Source organism: Streptomyces sp. BK239 (assembly GCF_004217285.1).
Lineage (GTDB): Bacteria > Actinomycetota > Actinomycetes > Streptomycetales > Streptomycetaceae > Streptomyces.
Map to the genome: position 1 here is coordinate 72,444 of NZ_SHKS01000001.1, position 17,102 is coordinate 89,545.

Below are 17,102 nucleotides of genomic sequence, written 5' to 3' on the forward strand. Positions count from 1 at the left end.
CGGTCCCCTTCGCGTACGGTTGACGGCTGCCCAGCACGTCAGAAGGGGGCCCGGTGGCCGCTCAGGCTCAGCAGGAAACCGCGGTCGGCCCGGTACGGGACGCGGTCCAGGACTCAGTCCAGGACTCGGTCCGCGACCGGGAGATCAGCGTCGAACAGGTACACCTGGACCGGGTGTACCGGCGGCTCGAGGAGAAGATCCACGAGGCCGAGTTCCTCATGCACGACGCGGCCCAGCGCGGCCACGTCGGCACGCCCGGCGCGCTCGCCGAGCGGGACGCGCAGGTCTTCCGTGCGGGCATCCACCTCAACCGGCTCAACAACGAGTTCGAGGACTTCCTCTTCGGCCGCATCGACCTGCTCAACGGCAAGGACGGCGAGAAGGGGCCCGACGGCGCCTACACCTCCGTGGAGCCCGCCGACGGGGCCGTGCGGGACGACAACACCGCCGACATCGCCGAGACCCTGCACATCGGCCGTATCGGAGTCCTCGACGAGGACTACGCCCCGCTGGTGATCGACTGGCGGGCGCCCGCGGCCGCCCCGTTCTACCGCTCCACCCCGGTCGCGCCCGGCCGGGTCGTGCGCCGCCGGGTCATCCGCTCCAAGGGCCGCCGCGTCCTCGGCGTCGAGGACGACCTGATGCGCCCCGAGCTGAGAGCCTTCCTCGACGGGCGGGAGCTGCCCGTCATCGGCGACGGCGCCCTGATGGCCGCCCTCGGACAGGCCCGCGGCCACACCATGCGGGACATCGTCTCCTCCATCCAGGCCGAGCAGGACCTCGTCATCCGCGCCCCCGCCGCCTCCGTCACCTACGTCGAGGGCGGCCCCGGCACCGGCAAGACGGCCGTCGCCCTGCACCGGGCGGCCTACCTCCTCTACCAGGACCGCCGCCGCTACTCGGGCGGCATCCTGATCGTCTCGCCCACCCCCCTGCTCGTCGCCTACACCGAGGGCGTCCTGCCCTCCCTCGGCGAGGAGGGTCAGGTCGCCATCCGCGCCATCGGCTCCCTGGTCGACGGCGTCCAGGCCACCCTGTACGACTCCCCGGCGGTCGCCCGCGCCAAGGGCTCGTACCGCATGCTGAAGGTGCTGCGCAAAGCGGCCCGCGGAGCCCTGGAGCAGGGCCGTCCCGCCCCCGACGCGGGACAGCTCACCCTCGACGGCGGCGAACCGGCGGGCCAGAACGCCGCCGGCGCGCCCACCCGGCTGCGCGTCGTCGCCTTCGGACGGCGGCTGGAGCTGGAGGCGGAGGAGCTCGACCGGATCCGCCGCGCCGCGCTCGGCGGCACCGCGCCGGTGAACCTGCTGCGCCCCCGCGCCCGCAAGCTCCTCCTGGACGCCCTGTGGGAGCGCTCCGGCGCCGCCGGCCGGCACAGCGACCCCGAACTGGCGGCCGAGCTGCGCTCCTCCTTCGACGAGGACGTCACGAGCGAGGACTCCTTCATCGGGTTCCTCGACGCCTGGTGGCCGGAGCTGACGCCCAAGGCCGTCCTGGCGGCCATGGCCGACGAGCGCCGGCTCGGCCGGTGGGCCCGCCGCGTCCTGAACCCCGGCGAGGTCCGCAGGGTCGCCCGCTCCCTCAAGCGGGACGGCCACTCCGTGCACGACATCGCGATGCTCGACGAACTCCAGGCGATCCTCGGCGCACCCGCCCGCCCGAAGAAGCGCCGCGAGCTCGACCCGCTGGACCAGCTCACCGGCCTGGAGGAGCTGATGCCGATGCGCGAGGAGTCGCAGCGCGAGCGGGCCGAACGGCTCGCGCAGGAGCGCACCGAGTACGCCCACGTCATCGTCGACGAGGCGCAGGACCTCACGCCGATGCAGTGGCGCATGGTCGGCCGTCGCGGCCGGCACGCCACCTGGACGGTCGTCGGCGACCCCGCCCAGTCGTCGTGGTCCGACCCCGACGAGGCGGCCGAGGCCCGCGACGAGGCCCTCGGCACCCGCCCGCGCCGCCGCTTCCAGCTGACGGTCAACTACCGCAACCCGGCCGAGATCGCCGAACTGGCGGCCAAGGTGCTGGCGCTGGCCATGCCCGGCGCCGAGTCCCCGACCGCGGTCCGCTCCACCGGCGTCGTCCCCCGCTTCACGGCCGCCTCCGGCGACCTCGCCGAGACCGTGCGGGCGGAGGCCGCCCGCCTCCTGGACCGGGTCGACGGCACCGTCGGCGTCGTCGTCGCCATGAACCGGCGCGAGGAGGCCGCCCGCTGGCTCGCGGGTCTCGGCGACCGGGTGGTGGCGCTCGGCAGCCTGGAGGCGAAGGGCCTGGAGTACGACGCCACGGTCGTCGTCTCCCCGGCCGAGATCGCCGACGAGTCGCCGGCCGGCCTGCGGGTGCTGTACGTGGCCCTGACCCGGGCGACCCAGCAGCTCACGGTCGTTTCGGGCGAGCGCGACGAACCCGACGCCGACGGGCTGCCGGACCTGCTGCGTGAGTGACCCCGTGGGGCCGTGGGGCCGGGTCCGGCGAGGCCGCACCGGGGCCCGTGGGGCCGGTCCGGCGAGGCCGCGCGGAGAAGGCTTTCTGTGAACTCGCCGCAGGGGAATGGTCTTCCCGCTTCCGTTTGTTAGCCTGGATGTGACACCGGCCCGATCCAAGCCCCCGGGCCCAACCTTCGTCGCTACGAGCGACCACTTGCCGCGAGGCGAGCATGGCGGGTCGGTGTCATCTCCGTGCGGGAGAGGCCCACGTCAGATGTGACGTGGGCCTCTTTCGTCGTGAACAAAACGTTCGTAACCCCACGTGGCTAACTCCTACTCGACAGTAGGTGCGACGATCGGACCGCAATCCGCGTCACCGGTTAAAGCAGAGGAAGTCGGCCATGGCAACGGCGCCCAGCGTCTCCTACTCGATGACGGTCCGGCTGGAGGTGCCCGCGGGGGGAACCGCGGTCTCCCAGCTCACCACGGCCGTCGAGTCCCACGGAGGCTCGGTCACCGGCCTCGACGTCACTGCTTCCGGTCACGAGAAGCTCCGCATCGACGTCACCATCGCGGCCACCTCGACCGCCCACGCCGACGAGATCGTCGAACAGCTGCGCGGCATCGAGGGCGTCACGCTCGGCAAGGTCTCCGACCGTACGTTCCTGATGCACCTCGGCGGCAAGATCGAGATGGCGTCCAAGCACCCCATCCGCAACCGCGACGACCTGTCCATGGTCTACACGCCGGGCGTGGCCCGCGTCTGCATGGCGATCGCCGAGAACCCCGAGGACGCGCGCCGCCTCACCATCAAGCGCAACTCCGTCGCGGTCGTGACGGACGGCTCCGCCGTGCTGGGCCTCGGCAACATCGGCCCCAAGGCCGCGCTGCCCGTCATGGAGGGCAAGGCGGCCCTCTTCAAGCGGTTCGCCGGCATCGACGCCTGGCCGATCTGCCTCGACACCCAGGACACCGACGCCATCGTCGAGATCGTCAAGGCGATCGCCCCCGGCTTCGCCGGCATCAACCTGGAGGACATCTCCGCGCCCCGCTGCTTCGAGATCGAGGCCCGGCTGCGCGAGGCCCTCGACATCCCCGTCTTCCACGACGACCAGCACGGCACCGCGATCGTCGTCCTCGCCGCGCTCACCAACGCCCTGCGCGTCGCCGGCAAGGCGATCGAGAACATCCGGGTCGTCATGTCCGGCGCCGGCGCGGCCGGCACGGCCATCCTGAAGCTGCTGATCGCCGCGGGCGTGAAGAACGCCGTCGTCGCCGACATCCACGGCGTCGTGCACGCCGGCCGTGAGGATCTCGTCGACGCCGCCCCCGGGTCGGCGCTGCGCTGGATCGCCGACAACACCAACCCCGAGAACCTCACGGGCACCCTCAAGGAGGCCGTGCGCGGCGCGGACGTGTTCATCGGCGTCTCCGCCCCGAACGTCCTCGACGGCGACGACGTGGCCGCCATGGCCGACGAGGCGATCGTGTTCGCGCTCGCGAACCCCGACCCCGAGGTGGACCCGGCGATCGCCCGGCAGACCGCGGCCGTCGTGGCCACGGGCCGCTCCGACTTCCCGAACCAGATCAACAACGTGCTGGTCTTCCCGGGCGTCTTCCGCGGCCTGCTGGACGCGCAGTCCCGCACGGTCAACACCGAGATGATGATCGCTGCTGCGAAGGCGCTGGCCGACGTGGTGACCGAGGACGAGCTGAACCCGAACTACATCATTCCGAGCGTCTTCAACGACAAGGTCGCGGGCGCGGTCGCCGGCGCGGTCCGCGAGGCCGCGAAGGCGGCGGGCGCTTCGGCCCTCACGCAGCCGTAGCCGGAAGCGGGTGTCACAGCCGCGAACGGGCGGCGCGCGGGGGCCTGTGAGGATCGCCACGACCGGCCCCCGGCGCGTCGTGGAACCCGCCTCACGGGGCAGGCCTCTACTGTGACGGCCGGGTCAGGCGCTCTTCGTGTGACTCCCAAGGGTGTTCTCACGACTCCTACGGGTGCCGGATTGGCTTTCCCGCCGCAGGTAGGGGCAGGATGCGTTCCTGGGCGCGTGGGCATCGACTTCGCTGTCCCCCATGCGGCTCCGCCGCGTGGCACGCCTCAATGGCAAGAAGAACACGGGAGTAACAACATGAACCGCAGTGAGCTGGTGGCCGCGCTGGCCGACCGTGCCGAGGTGACCCGCAAGGACGCCGACGCCGTCCTGGCCGCGTTCGCCGAGGTCGTCGGCGACATCGTCTCCAAGGGCGACGAGAAGGTCACCATTCCCGGCTTCCTGACCTTCGAGCGCACCCACCGTGCCGCTCGCACCGCGCGCAACCCGCAGACCGGCGACCCGATCCAGATCCCGGCCGGCTACAGCGTCAAGGTTTCCGCGGGCTCGAAGCTCAAGGAAGCGGCCAAGGGCAAGTAAGGCTCCGCCGGACGCGCCGTGAGCAGCGGGCGCCGTGGGTGACTGCGGGTCGGCCTTTGCTGGTCGCGCAGTTCCCCGCGCCCCTTCGGGGGCGCATCCGCCGGAAGTGACAACACGCCGATGGGGCGGCCACCCGTTCACACGGGCGGCCGCCCCATCGGCGTGTCAGCGATCACGGTGTCGCCGCGGTCCAGGCTGTGCCTGCCCGGGGGGCGACCCCCGGACCCCCGGCAGTCGGGGTGTCGCCCTGGCCGGCGCGTTGTGGGGCCGGGTGGGTCAGCCGAGCGCCTTGCCCGGGAGTTCGACCTTCGCGCCCAGTTCCACCAACTTCTCCATGAAGTTCTCGTAGCCCCGGTTGATCAGGTCGATTCCGTGGACGCGGGACGTGCCCTGGGCCGCGAGGGCGGCGATCAGGTAGGAGAAGCCGCCGCGGAGGTCCGGGATGACCAGGTCGGCGCCCTGGAGCTTCGTGGGGCCGGAGACGACCGCGGAGTGCAGGAAGTTGCGCTGGCCGAAGCGGCAGTCGGAGCCGCCCAGGCACTCGCGGTAGAGCTGGATGTGCGCGCCCATCTGGTTGAGCGCCGAGGTGAAGCCGAGACGCGACTCGTACACCGTCTCGTGGATGATCGACAGACCCGTGGCCTGCGTCAGCGCCACGACCAGCGGCTGCTGCCAGTCGGTCTGGAAGCCGGGGTGGACGTCCGTCTCCAGCGCGATGGACTTCAGCTGGCCGCCGGGGTGCCAGAAGCGGATGCCCTCGTCGTCGATGCGGAAGGCGCCGCCCACCTTGCGGTAGGTGTTCAGGAACGTCATCATCGACCGCTGCTGAGCGCCGCGGACGTAGATGTTGCCCTCGGTCGCCAGCGCGGCGGACGCCCAGGAGGCGGCCTCCAGGCGGTCCGAGAGGGCGCGGTGGTCGTAGCCGCCGAGCTTGTCCACACCGGTGATGCGGATCGTCCGGTCGGTGTCCATCGCGATGATGGCGCCCATCTTCTGCAGGACGCAGATCAGGTCCTCGATCTCCGGCTCCACGGCCGCGTTCGAGAGCTCCGTGACGCCCTCGGCGAGCACGGCCGTCAGCAGCACCTGCTCGGTCGCGCCCACGGACGGGTACGGCAGCCGGATCTTCGTGCCGCGCAGCCGGTGCGGGGCCTCCAGGTACTGACCGTCGTCGCGCTTCTCGATCTTCGCGCCGAACTGCCGCAGCACGTCGAAGTGGAAGTCGATCGGCCGGCCGCCGATGTCGCAGCCGCCGAGGCCGGGGATGAAAGCGTGGCCGAGACGGTGCAGCAGGGGGCCGCAGAACAGGATCGGGATGCGGCTGGAGCCCGCGTGCGCGTCGATGTCGGCGACGTTCGCGCTCTCGACGTACGTCGGGTCCATCACCAGCTCGCCCGGCTCCTCGCCCGGCCGGACCGTCACGCCGTGCAGTTGCAGCAGGCCGCGTACGACTCGCACGTCACGGATGTCCGGAACGTTGCGCAGTCGACTCGGCTCGCTGCCCAGCAGGGCGGCGACCATGGCCTTGGGCACGAGGTTCTTCGCGCCGCGGACACGGATCTCGCCCTCGAGCGGGGTTCCGCCGTGGACAAGGAGGACATCGTCGTTGACGGTCATGTATCTCGCGTTCCATGGAAGGTGGAGCAGGGCTGGAGAGAGACAGGGTAATCGCCGAGTGCCCTTGTCCCGTAAGCCCAGGAGGCGCTCAGGAAGGTCATGGCTGTGTCACAACACGAACCGTTTCCCACCGGCCACGCAAGGTCACCGTGAGACCGCCGCCACGCGCGTGTGCCCTACCCGCCTCCACGCCCCCCACCTGCCCCTCACCCCCGACGCCGCATTGCCTCCCCACTCCGGGGGAAGATGCGGGATCATGTCTGGCATGACCGAGGTGTCCTCGCTCACAGGGCGGCTGCTCGTGGCAACCCCCGCCCTGGCGGACCCGAACTTCGACCGTGCGGTGGTGCTCCTCCTCGACCACGACGAGGAGGGCTCGCTCGGCGTCGTCCTCAACCGTCCGACGCCGGTGGGCGTGGGCGACATCCTCGAGGACTGGGCGGACCTCACCGGCGAGCCGGGCGTCGTCTTCCAGGGCGGCCCCGTCTCCCTGGACTCGGCGCTGGGCGTGGCCGTGATCCCCGGCGGCACCGGCGTCGACGGCGCCCCCCTCGGCTGGCGGCGGGTGCACGGCGCGATCGGCCTCGTGGACCTGGAGGCCCCGCCCGAGCTGCTCGCCTCGGCTCTCGGCTCCCTGAGGATCTTCGCCGGGTACGCCGGCTGGGGCCCCGGCCAGCTGGAGGACGAGCTGGTGGAGGGCGCCTGGTACGTCGTCGAGTCGGAGCCGGGCGACGTCTCCTCGCCGGAGCCGGAGAGACTCTGGCGCGAGGTGCTGCGCCGCCAGCGCAACGAACTGGCGATGGTGGCCACCTATCCGGACGACCCGTCGCTCAACTGATGGGTGTGAGCTTCAGTACCCTTGGGCCCATGAGCACTCTTGAGCCCGAGCGCGGCACCGGTACGGGGACCCTCGTAGAGCCGACGCCGCAGGTGTCCTCCGGTGACGGTGACCACGAGCGCTTCGCGCACTACGTCCAGAAGGACAAGATCATGGCGAGCGCTCTCGACGGGACCCCCGTCGTGGCGCTGTGCGGCAAGGTCTGGGTGCCCGGTCGCGACCCGAAGAAGTACCCCGTGTGCCCCATGTGCAAGGAGATCTACGAGTCCATGGGCTCCGGCGGCGACGACAACGGCGGCAAGGGCGACAAGTGACCGCCTGACGCGCGCCGGCGGGCGCGGCTCCCGCGCCCCGGCGCGCCGTCGGCCTCGGATCGGGATCCGGCCAAGATCACGACGCGGACCGCTGCCCGCGTTCTGACGGGCGATCAGGGGTGGGCGGGGCCGTGAAGCGTCCGAGGGTCGCGGAGGCCGCGCCGTGGGAGCGGTTCGACCGCCGCTTCGCCAAGTGGCTCCCCGCGCACGGGAGAAACCCCGCGGGATCACCGAAGAGTGGCAATTCGAGCGCACCGGCGATGCCGTGCGAAAACGGCTCATCTCCCCGATGAGATGGGCGAATGCCTCCTAGCGGACCCCCGCGTCCGGGCCTTGCGAAGATGTGCCAGAGTTGCCACGTCCGGCCTGTCAGCACGTACCGTACGGCAACACAGGTGGGACCAGGTGGGGCAGCGGGAAGGGGCAGCCGGTTTTGAGCACGCACGCACCGCAGGCGGCGCACGCCGTCACGCTGCCCACGTCGTTGGACGAGGCCGTCGCGGCCCTCACGGCGAACCCCGCGGCCGTACCGGTGGCCGGCGGCACCGACCTCATGGCCGCCGTCAACTCCGGGCAGCTCAGGCCCGCCGCCCTGGTGGGCCTCGGCCGGATCAGCGAGATCCGCGGCTGGCAGTACCAGGACGGCCACGCCCTGCTCGGCGCCGGACTCACGCACGCGCGCATGGGACGCCCCGACTTCGCCGCCCTCATCCCCGCGCTCGCCGCCGCCTCCCGCGCCGCCGGCCCCCCGCACATCCGCAACGCGGGCACCCTGGGCGGCAACATCGCCTCGGCCGCCCCCACGGGCGACGCGCTGCCCGTGCTGGCCGCGCTGGAGGCGACGCTGATCGTCGCGGGCCAGGGCGGAGCACGCCGCGAGATCCCGGTGTCGCATCTGCTGGCCGGCATGGAGATGCTGCGCGGCGGCGAACTCATCGGCTACGTGCGCGTGCCGCTGCTGCACGCCCCCCAGGTCTTCCTGAAGGCGACCGGACGCACCGGCCCGGGGCGCGCCGTCGCGTCCGTCGCCCTCGTCCTCGACCCCGCCCGGCGCGGCGTCAGGTGCGCCGTCGGCGCGATAGCGCCGATGCCGCTGCGGCCCCTCGAGGCGGAGCAGTGGGTCGCCCAGCTGATCGACTGGGACAACAGCCGCACGATCGTCCCCGAGGCCCTGACCGCCTTCGGGGAGTACGTGGCGGCCGCCTGCATCCCCGACCCGGTCCCGGCCGAGGACGGCTCCGTGCAGCCGCTGCCGCCCGCCGTACTGCACCTGCGGCGCACCGTCGCCGCGCTGGCCCGACGAGCACTGGGGAGGGCGCTGTCGTGACCGACGACCAGCACGGACAGGACCACGGGCACCAGCACGGACAGGACCACGGACAGGGCCAGGGCGCGCCCCAGGGCGCGGGCCGTTGGGACCCGCTGCCCCAGGGCGACTACGACGACGGCGCCACCGCCTTCGTGAAGCTCCCCGAGGGCGGCGTGGACGCCCTCCTGGCCGCGCGCGGGGAGAGCCCGCTGGCGGCTCCCGGACACGGCTACGTCCCGCCGCGGATCACGGCGGCGCCCGACCGGCCCGACACCGACGCGGGCGGCGCGGGCGCGTGGCCGTCCCCGGTCGGCGGCGCCGAGTGGCCGGCCCCCGCGAGCGGGTCGAGCGTGGGTGACGACCGGTTCACGTACAACCCGGGCTCGACCGGGCAGTGGACGTTCGAGGAGACCCCCGCGGCCCCCGCGCCCGGCCATGACGTGACCGGGCAGTGGTCCATTCCCGTCGCGGGCGGCGACCTCCCCGACGAGTCGGGCGAGTTCACCACCTCGGCCCTGGTCGAACAGTGGGGCAGCGCGCCCCCGGCCACCCTGCCCGGCGGCGCGCCCGCGCCCTGGGCGACGACACCGGCGCACGACGCGGCCGACCCGTCGGCGCAGCCGTGGGATCCGCAGCCGGAGAACGCCGACCGTTCCGGCCGTGCGGCGGCGCCCGAGCGGCACGCCGACGACGTCTCCCTGTTCGCGCCCGCCCCCCGGGCCGGCGACGAGGACGGCGCGCACGCCGTGGAACGCCACGAGACCGCCTACGGGACGCCCGAGGCCCCCGGGGGCGAGGAAGAGGCCTACAAGGGCCCTGAGGGCCCGTACGGCGGCCCGCACGAGCCCTACGCCGACACCGAGCCCTCCGCGGCCGCGGAAGGCGTGCACGACCCGGACTCCGGACGTGACGTCGACGCCGTGCGGGACGAGGACGGCCCACACGACCCGGACGCCGTACGAGACGCTGAAACCGCACCGGAGGCGGACGCCCCGGAGGACCCGCGGGCCTCGGACGCGGGCCACCCGCACTCCGAGCCGTCCGCCGACGACGCGGAGCCGGAATCCGCCGCTCCACGGTCCGCGGCCGACGCGCCCGACGCCGGCGACGACACCGCGTCGTCCACGCGCGTGGACGACGGCCACGGCGTCCACCCGCAGGAGGACGCCGACGCCGGCCGGCCGCCCTTCCACGAGGACCACCCCCTCGCCTCCTACGTGCTACGCGTGAACGGCTCCGACCGCCCGGTCACCGACGCGTGGATCGGCGAGTCCCTGCTCTACGTCCTGCGTGAGCGGCTCGGACTCGCGGGCGCCAAGGACGGCTGCTCGCAAGGCGAGTGCGGGGCCTGCAACGTCCAGGTGGACGGCCGCCTCGTCGCCTCCTGCCTGGTCCCCGCCGTCACCACCGCCGGCAGCGAGGTCCGCACCGTGGAGGGCCTCGCCGTCGACGGACAGCCCTCCGACGTGCAGCGGGCGCTCGCCCGGTGCGGGGCGGTGCAGTGCGGATTCTGCGTGCCCGGCATGGCGATGACCGTGCACGACCTGCTGGAGGGCAACCCCGCCCCCACCGAGCTGGAGGCCCGCCAGGCGCTCTGCGGCAACCTGTGCCGCTGCTCCGGCTACCGGGGCGTCCTGCGGGCCGTCCAGGACGTCGTCGACGAACGCGAGGCGCACGCCGCCGCGGACGCTGAGACGGACGGCGACGAGGCACGTATCCCGCACCAGGCGGGTCCGGGCGCGGGCGGCGTCCACCCGTCGGCGTTCGAGAACCCGGCACAGCCCCATCCGCACGACCCGGTGTACGGACAGGGCCAGGACGGAGGCCAGGCGTGACCAACGAAGCAGCCACCGCGACGAGCCCCGCGGAGGCCGCCCCGGCCCCCGAGCCGATCCCGCACGGCCTCGGCGTCTCACTGCCCCCCGCCGACACGCGCGCCAAGACGGAGGGCACCTTCCCCTACGCGGCCGACCTGTGGGCCGAGGGCCTGCTCTGGGCAGCCGTCCTGCGCTCCCCGCACGCGCACGCGCGCATCGTCTCCATCGACACCTCCCACGCGCGCGAGATGCCCGGCGTGCGGGCCGTCGTCACCCACGAGGACGTCCCCGGCAGCGCGCTGCACGGCCGGGGCACGGCCGACCGCCCGGTGTTCGCCTCCGAGGTCGTGCGCCACCACGGCGAGCCCATCGCCGCCGTCGCCGCCGACCATCCCGACACCGCGCGCATGGCCGCCGCGGCCGTCATCGTCGAGTACGAGGTCCTCGACCCGGTCGTCGACCCGGAACTCGCCTTCGAGGCGGAGTCGCTGCACCCCGACGGCAACCTCATCCGGCACATCCCGCTGCACCACGGAGACCCCTCCGCGGCCGGCGAGGTCGTCGTCGAGGGCCAGTACCGCATCGGCCGCGCCGACCCCGCCCCCATCGGCGCCGAGGCCGGCCTCGCGGTGCCCCGCCCCGACGGCGGCGTGGAGCTGTACCTCGCCTCCACCGACCCGCACAGCGACCGCGACACCGCCGCCGCCTGCTTCGGGCTGACACCCGATCGGGTGAAGATCGTGGTCACCGGTGTGCCCGGCGCCACCGCCGACCGCGAGGACCAGGGCTTCCAGCTCCCGCTCGGCCTGCTCGCCCTGCGCACGGGCTGCCCGGTGAAGCTCACGGCGACCCGCGAGGAGTCCTTCCTCGGCCACGCCCACCGCCACCCCACCCTGCTCAGATACCGCCACCACGCCGACGCCGAGGGCCGGCTCGTCAAGGTCGAGGCGCAGATCCTGCTCGACGCCGGCGCCTACGCCGACACCTCCGCCGAGGCCCTGGCCGCCGCCGTCTCCTTCGCCTGCGGCCCCTACGTCGTCCCCAACGCCTTCATCGAGGGCTGGGCCGTGCGCACCAACAACCCGCCCTCCGGGCACGTCCGGGGCGAGGGCGCGATGCAGGTCTGCGCCGCCTACGAGGCGCAGATGGACAAGCTGGCCAAGAAGCTCGGCGTCGACCCGGCGGAGCTGCGCCTGCGCAACGTCATGGCGACCGGGGACGTGCTGCCGACCGGTCAGACGGTGACCTGCCCCGCGCCCGTCGCCGAACTCCTCCAAGCGGTGCAGGAGTTCCCCCTGCCGCCGCTGCCGAAGGACACCCCCGAGGAGGACTGGCTGCTGCCCGGCGGCCCCGAGGGCGCGGGCGAACCCGGCGCGGTGCGCCGGGGCGTCGGCTACGGCCTGGGCATGGTGCACATGCTCGGCGCCGAGGGCGCGGACGAGGTTTCCACGGCCACCGTCAAGGTCCTGGACGGCGTCGCGACCGTGCTGTGCGCGGCGGTGGAGACCGGGCAGGGCTTCACCACCCTCGCCCGCCAGATCGTCCAGGAGACCCTGGGCGTCGACGAGGTGCACGTGGCGCCCGTCGACACCGACCAGCCGCCCGCCGGCGCCAGCTGCCACGGCCGGCACACATGGGTGTCCGGCGGCGCGGTGGAACGCGCGGCCAAGATGGTCCGCACCCAGCTGCTCCAGCCCCTCGCGCACAAGTTCGGCATGTCCACCGAGCTGCTCCAGATCACCGACGGCAAGATCACCTCGTACGACGGCGTCCTGTCGACCACGGTCGCCGAGGAGCTGCACGGCAAGGAGCTGTGGGCGACGGCCCAGTGCCGCCCCCACCCGACCGAGCCGCTCGACGCGTCCGGCCAGGGCGACGCCTTCGTCGGGCTCGCCTTCTGCGCGGTCCGCGCGGTGGTCGACGTCGACATCGAGCTGGGCTCGGTGCGGGTGGTGGAGCTGGCGGTCGCCCAGGACGTCGGCCGGATCCTGAACCCGGCGCAGCTGACCGCCCGCATCGAGGCGGGCGTCACCCAGGGCGTCGGCATCGCGCTCACCGAGAACCTGCGCACCCCGCGCGGTCTCGTCCGCCACCCCGACCTCACCGGCTACGCCCTGCCGACCGCCCTGGACGCGCCCGACATCCGGATCGTCAAACTGGTCGAGGAGCGCGACGTGGTCGCCCCGTTCGGCGCGAAGGCGGCCAGCGCGGTCCCGGTGGTGACGTCCCCCGCGGCCATCGCCTCGGCGGTGCGCGCCGCCACCGGCCGTCCCGTCAACCGCCTCCCGATAAGGCCGCAGGCGGCGGTGGTGACGGGGCAGTGAGCGACCAGGTGGTGCCGGGCGGGGTCTGCTTCACGTGAACCCTCCCGGCGCCCGCCGGGCGGGAGAGCGGGGACGGCCGGGGTGAATCCCGTGAGGTGCCCTGAGACGGGAACGATCTCGGGCGCGGTGACGTCTTCCCGGGCGAGGGCCGTTGTCAGTGGTGCCGCGTAGTGTTCGGGGAAGTGGGACGGCGGCGGGCGCGGCGACGCGGGCCGCCGCCGGGACGGCACACTTCACGCACGGGGGAACCACATGGGCACGACCGGTACCGCCGCCGGCACGGCGGTGATCACCTTCACCGACTCCGAGCTGGACCCGTACGTCACGCACGCGCCGACGCGCCGCTGGCTGACCGGGCCCGGACTGCCGGGCGTCGGCGGCCTGCTGACCTTCGACGCGCTCCGCGCGGACGGACTGCGCACCGTGGGCGACTCCACGGGCGAACCGGACGGCGGCATGGCGGCCGGCCTGAGCGAACAGCTCGTCATAGGCGGGCTCGCCGGGTCCGGCGGCCCGCGCGGGGAGTCGGTGCTGCTCGACGGCTCCACCGGCGAGATCACGACGACGTACTTCCTCCACGACCGCCCCCACCTGATGGACCGCCGCCCGCTCGCGCCGTCCCTGGAGACGCTCGTGCGCTTCGCGACGGCGGCCGACGAACTGGCGGCGCTGCGTGGTCAGTTCGCCGCCTACGCGGGGCGTTACGGCCCCGAGGCGGTGGCGCAGGCCTCCGCCCAGCTCCTCGCGCTGTACGAGGCGGGGGCGCACGGCGAGGTGCCGCCGTTCTGGCGTCTGATCGCGGTGATACGGCCCCTCGCCCTGATCGCGGGCCCGGGCACCCGCTCGGACCTGGCCCTGGACCTCCCGCCCCGCCTCCTGGACGACGAGTTCGGCTCCCGCGCCGTCGTCCGCTTCGAGGACGTCGACTTCCCGTCCGCCCTCACCCACGAGCCGACCCGCCGTTTCCTGGCGGAGGTGGGCCTGCCGGAGGAGTGCGTCTGGTTCGCCCTGGACACCGACGCCCCGCTGCCCACCCTCGCCGACCACCACGCGGACGACGGCCACACCCGACTCCCCGCCGAAGCCGCCCACTTGATACGCCTCGGCGCGCTGTCCGACGGCGTCAGCCTGGTCCTGGACGGCACCACGGGCGCGGTCCTGACCTGGTCCGGGGAGGCGTCGGCGCTGCGGCCCCTGAACGCCGACGTCTCCACCCTCGCCGTCACCCTCTGGCTGATCCACCGAGCGAAGACCCTGGACGCCGACCACGACCTCACCGAGGCCTACGACCAGCTTGCCGCCACCCTCACCCGGACCCTCGCCACCCTGGACCCGCTGGCCTGCGCGCGCACGCCGGCGGCGGCCCGGGAGGACTACGGCCGGTGCTACTGGCCGAGCGTGTTCGCGGACGAAGCGGACGGGGGCCTGCGCAGCGCGGTCTGAAGGTTTTCGGCACTACCATCGTTCGACAGGGAGGGGCGGAGTATGCAAGGGCAGGACTGGACCGAACAGGCCGGAGCGCTGTTCGAAGCAGCGATGTTCGGCGGAGACAGGTCCGCGCTCGAGCGGTCCGATGACGTGCTGGACGCGGTCGAGGCGCCGCTTTGCATGGCGCGGGGCAAGGTGCTGCACGTCCGCTTCCTCAATGACCGCGAGGAGAACAGCGAGGAACTCGTGCTGTTCGAGCGCGCGGCCGAGTTGTACGAGCGTCTGGGGGAGGCGTCGGGGGAGGCGGAGGCGTTGTTCTGGATCGGCTGCTGGCATCAGGTCGTCAAGGGCGACGGCGCCACCGGCAGGCCGTACTTCGAGCGGTCGTACGCGCTTGCGAAGTCCGTCGACGACCGGATGACGATGTCCTATGCGGTTCGCCATCTCGGCTTCGCGGACAGGGACGCGGGCCACTTCGACCAGGCCCGCGAGCGGCTGACCGAATCGGTGACACTGCGCCGGGAGATCGGCTTCACGGCCGGAGAAGCGGCCGGCCTGGTGGCACTGGCCTACCTCGCGTTCGAGACCGGCGCCTCATCACAGGCGGTCCGCCACCTCGAAGAGGCCCAGTCGGTCGCAGAAAGCTGCGGTGCCAAGGCCGTCAGCGAGTGGATCGAGCAAGCTCGCGCGGTCATCCACTCCTGATCCTGAGCGCCGTCCTTCACTTGGAGGCCGTGGCGGGATTCGAACCCACGTAACTCGCTTTGCAGGCGAGCCCCTGAACCACTCGGGCACACGGCCGTACGGGTACTGCTGTTCCTCTTTGCCGTGGTGGGATTCGGACCCACGTAGCTCCCCGCGAGCGGAGCTCGCTGTCGGGTGCAGCGCAGGCGAGCCCCTGAACCGCTCGGGCACACGGCCGTTCGGCAGTTCTGTTGGGCTTCGCCCTGTTGGACTGCGTGTAATGACCGTAGGAGGCGGGGGAGTTCGGCTCAAGGGGAGCGGGGCCGGTGCAACAGGACTGCCATACGCCGTTCATGGAAGGCCGGAAAGGTCTTACGACCAACGGTGCAGGGGTGCTCCGTCTCCCGACAGGTGTCAATGGCCGCTGTGGACCTTACTCTGGCGGGCATGGCCCTCCTCGAACCCCATGACACCGATGTCGCCGACCACGTGCCGTCCGGCGGTGAGACCGTGCTCGGGCGGTCGTATCGGGCGCTCAGTGTGGGGATCGTCTCCGTCGTGTTGCTGATCGCGTTCGAGGCGACCGCCGTGGGGACCGCGATGCCGGTGGCGGCACGGGAGTTGAACGGGGTCGGGCTCTACGCGTTCGCGTTCTCCGGGTACTTCACCACCAGCCTGTTCGGGATGGTGCTGGCCGGGCAGTGGTCCGACCGGCGCGGGCCGCTGGGCGCGCTGACCTCGGGGATCGCCGCCTTCGCCGCCGGGCTCATGGTGTCCGGCACCGCCGGGGTCATGTGGCTGTTCATCCTCGGGCGGGCCGTGCAGGGGTTCGGCGGCGGGCTGGTCATCGTCGCCCTGTACGTCGTCGTCGGCCGGGCTTACCCCGTGCGGCTGCGGCCGGCGATCATGGCGGCGTTCGCGGCGAGCTGGGTCGTGCCGTCGATCGTCGGACCGCTCGCCTCAGGTGCGGTGACCGAGCACCTCGGCTGGCGGTGGGTGTTCGTCGGCATCCCCCTCCTCGTCGTGTTCCCGCTGGCCCTCGCCCTGCCGCAGATACGGCGACGGGCCGCCGGCCCGGTCGACGGGGCCGAGGGCGCCTCCTTCGACCGCCGCCGCATCCGGCTCGCCCTCGGTATCTCCCTCGGCGCCGGACTGCTCCAGTACGCCGCGCAGGATCTGCGTCCCCTGTCCGTCCTGCCCGCCCTCGCGGGCGTCGCGCTGCTCGTGCCGGCCGTCCTCGGGCTGCTGCCGCGCGGCACCTACCGGGCGGCCCGCGGCCTTCCGTCGGTCGTGCTGCTGCGCGGGGTCGCCGCGGGGTCGTTCATCGCCGCCGAGTCGTTCGTGCCGCTGATGCTGGTCACCCAGCGGGGCCTGAGCCCCACCCTGGCCGGGTTCTCGCTCGCCGCCGGCGGCGGGACCTGGGCACTGGGGTCCTGGGTGCAGTCACGGCCGCGGGTGGAGCCCTACCGGGAGCGGCTGATGACCGTGGGGATGGTGCTGGTGGCGGCCGCGATAGCCGCCGCGCCGAGCGTGCTCGTCGACGGCGTGCCGGCCTGGTCCGTCGCGGTCGCCTGGGCCTTCGGCTGCTTCGGGATGGGGCTGGTGATCTCCTCCAGCAGCGTGCTGCTGCTCCAGCTGTCCGCCCCGGAGGAGGCCGGCACCAACTCCGCCGCGCTCCAGATATCGGACGGGCTGTCCAACGTGGTGCTGCTGTCGGCGGGCGGGGCCGCCTTCGCGGCGCTCGGCGGCGGGACCGTCACGCACGCGGCCACCGAGGCCTCCGGCTCGCACCCGGCCGCGTTCGCCGCCGTGTTCCTGCCGATGGCGGGGGTGGCACTGGTGGGGGCGTGGGTGACCACGCGGCTGCGGGTCGCCTGAGCGGTGCGCGGGGCCACCGGGGTCGGCCGTGCGCCGGCCCTCGACCGCCGTGT

12 protein-coding genes and 2 tRNA genes are annotated in these 17,102 nt (G+C 73.1%); 11 read left to right on the plus strand and 3 right to left on the minus strand.

All coding sequences use genetic code 11. From position 1 onward, the window contains the following. The first annotated feature begins 53 nt into the window (after window positions 1–53). From EV567_RS00290 to EV567_RS00300, 3 genes are all read left to right on the plus strand, one after another. The gene (locus EV567_RS00290; protein WP_130436527.1) at window positions 54–2,441 is read left to right on the plus strand and encodes a UvrD-helicase domain-containing protein; all 2,388 of its coding nucleotides are present in this window, start codon (window positions 54–56) and stop codon (window positions 2,439–2,441) included. A 383-nt stretch (window positions 2,442–2,824) separates the two neighbouring features. After that, window positions 2,825–4,252, plus strand: coding sequence for an NAD-dependent malic enzyme (locus EV567_RS00295; RefSeq protein ID WP_130436528.1), 1,428 nt, complete (start codon window positions 2,825–2,827; stop codon window positions 4,250–4,252). A gap of 306 nt (window positions 4,253–4,558) precedes the next feature. Further along, window positions 4,559–4,840, plus strand: coding sequence for an HU family DNA-binding protein (locus EV567_RS00300; RefSeq protein ID WP_004000874.1), 282 nt, complete (start codon window positions 4,559–4,561; stop codon window positions 4,838–4,840). A gap of 276 nt (window positions 4,841–5,116) precedes the next feature. On the opposite strand, the gene murA is transcribed toward EV567_RS00300, so the two are convergent. Continuing rightward, complete coding sequence (murA, locus tag EV567_RS00305; RefSeq protein ID WP_130436529.1) at window positions 5,117–6,457, minus strand: UDP-N-acetylglucosamine 1-carboxyvinyltransferase; 1,341 nt, start codon at window positions 6,455–6,457, stop codon at window positions 5,117–5,119. A gap of 265 nt (window positions 6,458–6,722) precedes the next feature. Here murA and EV567_RS00310 point away from each other — a divergent pair, with 265 nt between their 5' ends. The 7 genes from EV567_RS00310 to EV567_RS00340 all read left to right on the plus strand — a co-directional run bounded on the left by EV567_RS00310 (window position 6,723) and on the right by EV567_RS00340 (window position 15,192). Further along, window positions 6,723–7,295, plus strand: coding sequence for a YqgE/AlgH family protein (locus tag EV567_RS00310; protein WP_130436530.1), 573 nt, complete (start codon window positions 6,723–6,725; stop codon window positions 7,293–7,295). A 29-nt stretch (window positions 7,296–7,324) separates the two neighbouring features. After that, window positions 7,325–7,609: a DUF3039 domain-containing protein gene (locus tag EV567_RS00315; RefSeq protein WP_130436531.1), complete on the plus strand. Its 285-nt coding sequence runs from the start codon at window positions 7,325–7,327 to the stop codon at window positions 7,607–7,609. Between the two features lie 433 nt (window positions 7,610–8,042). Then, entirely contained in the window at window positions 8,043–8,936 is an 894-nt protein-coding gene (locus EV567_RS00320) for a xanthine dehydrogenase family protein subunit M (protein WP_130436532.1), read from the plus strand. Beyond that, window positions 8,933–10,753: a 2Fe-2S iron-sulfur cluster-binding protein gene (locus tag EV567_RS00325; RefSeq protein ID WP_130436533.1), complete on the plus strand. Its 1,821-nt coding sequence runs from the start codon at window positions 8,933–8,935 to the stop codon at window positions 10,751–10,753. Before EV567_RS00320 ends, EV567_RS00325 begins: the two co-directional genes overlap by 4 nt. Beyond that, complete coding sequence (locus tag EV567_RS00330; protein WP_130436534.1) at window positions 10,750–13,059, plus strand: xanthine dehydrogenase family protein molybdopterin-binding subunit; 2,310 nt, start codon at window positions 10,750–10,752, stop codon at window positions 13,057–13,059. The genes EV567_RS00325 and EV567_RS00330 overlap by 4 nt, the downstream gene beginning before the upstream one ends. A gap of 252 nt (window positions 13,060–13,311) precedes the next feature. Next, window positions 13,312–14,502, plus strand: coding sequence for an SUKH-4 family immunity protein (locus EV567_RS00335; RefSeq protein WP_130436535.1), 1,191 nt, complete (start codon window positions 13,312–13,314; stop codon window positions 14,500–14,502). A gap of 42 nt (window positions 14,503–14,544) precedes the next feature. Then, window positions 14,545–15,192, plus strand: a complete 648-nt coding sequence (locus EV567_RS00340; protein ID WP_130436536.1) for a tetratricopeptide repeat protein — start codon at window positions 14,545–14,547, stop codon at window positions 15,190–15,192. A gap of 21 nt (window positions 15,193–15,213) precedes the next feature. On the opposite strand, the gene EV567_RS00345 is transcribed toward EV567_RS00340, so the two are convergent. Continuing rightward, a tRNA-Cys gene (locus EV567_RS00345) sits at window positions 15,214–15,288 on the minus strand. A gap of 22 nt (window positions 15,289–15,310) precedes the next feature. Then, window positions 15,311–15,409 (minus strand) — tRNA-OTHER (locus tag EV567_RS27725). Between the two features lie 209 nt (window positions 15,410–15,618). On the opposite strand from EV567_RS27725, the gene EV567_RS00350 reads away from it, so the two are divergent. After that, a complete protein-coding gene (locus EV567_RS00350) occupies window positions 15,619–17,049 on the plus strand; it encodes an MFS transporter (protein WP_130436537.1) in 1,431 nt (476 codons plus the stop codon). Window positions 17,050–17,102: the final 53 nt, after the last annotated feature.

Coding starts and splice junctions, on each gene's coding strand:
- EV567_RS00295 (WP_130436528.1), top strand. CDS start 2,825: ATGGCAACGGCGCCCAGCGTCTCCTACTCGATGACGGTCCGGCTGGAG.
- EV567_RS00300 (WP_004000874.1), top strand. CDS start 4,559: ATGAACCGCAGTGAGCTGGTGGCCGCGCTGGCCGACCGTGCCGAGGTG.
- murA (WP_130436529.1), bottom strand. CDS start 6,457: ATGACCGTCAACGACGATGTCCTCCTTGTCCACGGCGGAACCCCGCTC.
- EV567_RS00310 (WP_130436530.1), top strand. CDS start 6,723: ATGACCGAGGTGTCCTCGCTCACAGGGCGGCTGCTCGTGGCAACCCCC.
- EV567_RS00315 (WP_130436531.1), top strand. CDS start 7,325: ATGAGCACTCTTGAGCCCGAGCGCGGCACCGGTACGGGGACCCTCGTA.
- EV567_RS00335 (WP_130436535.1), top strand. CDS start 13,312: ATGGGCACGACCGGTACCGCCGCCGGCACGGCGGTGATCACCTTCACC.
- EV567_RS00340 (WP_130436536.1), top strand. CDS start 14,545: ATGCAAGGGCAGGACTGGACCGAACAGGCCGGAGCGCTGTTCGAAGCA.
- EV567_RS00350 (WP_130436537.1), top strand. CDS start 15,619: ATGGCCCTCCTCGAACCCCATGACACCGATGTCGCCGACCACGTGCCG.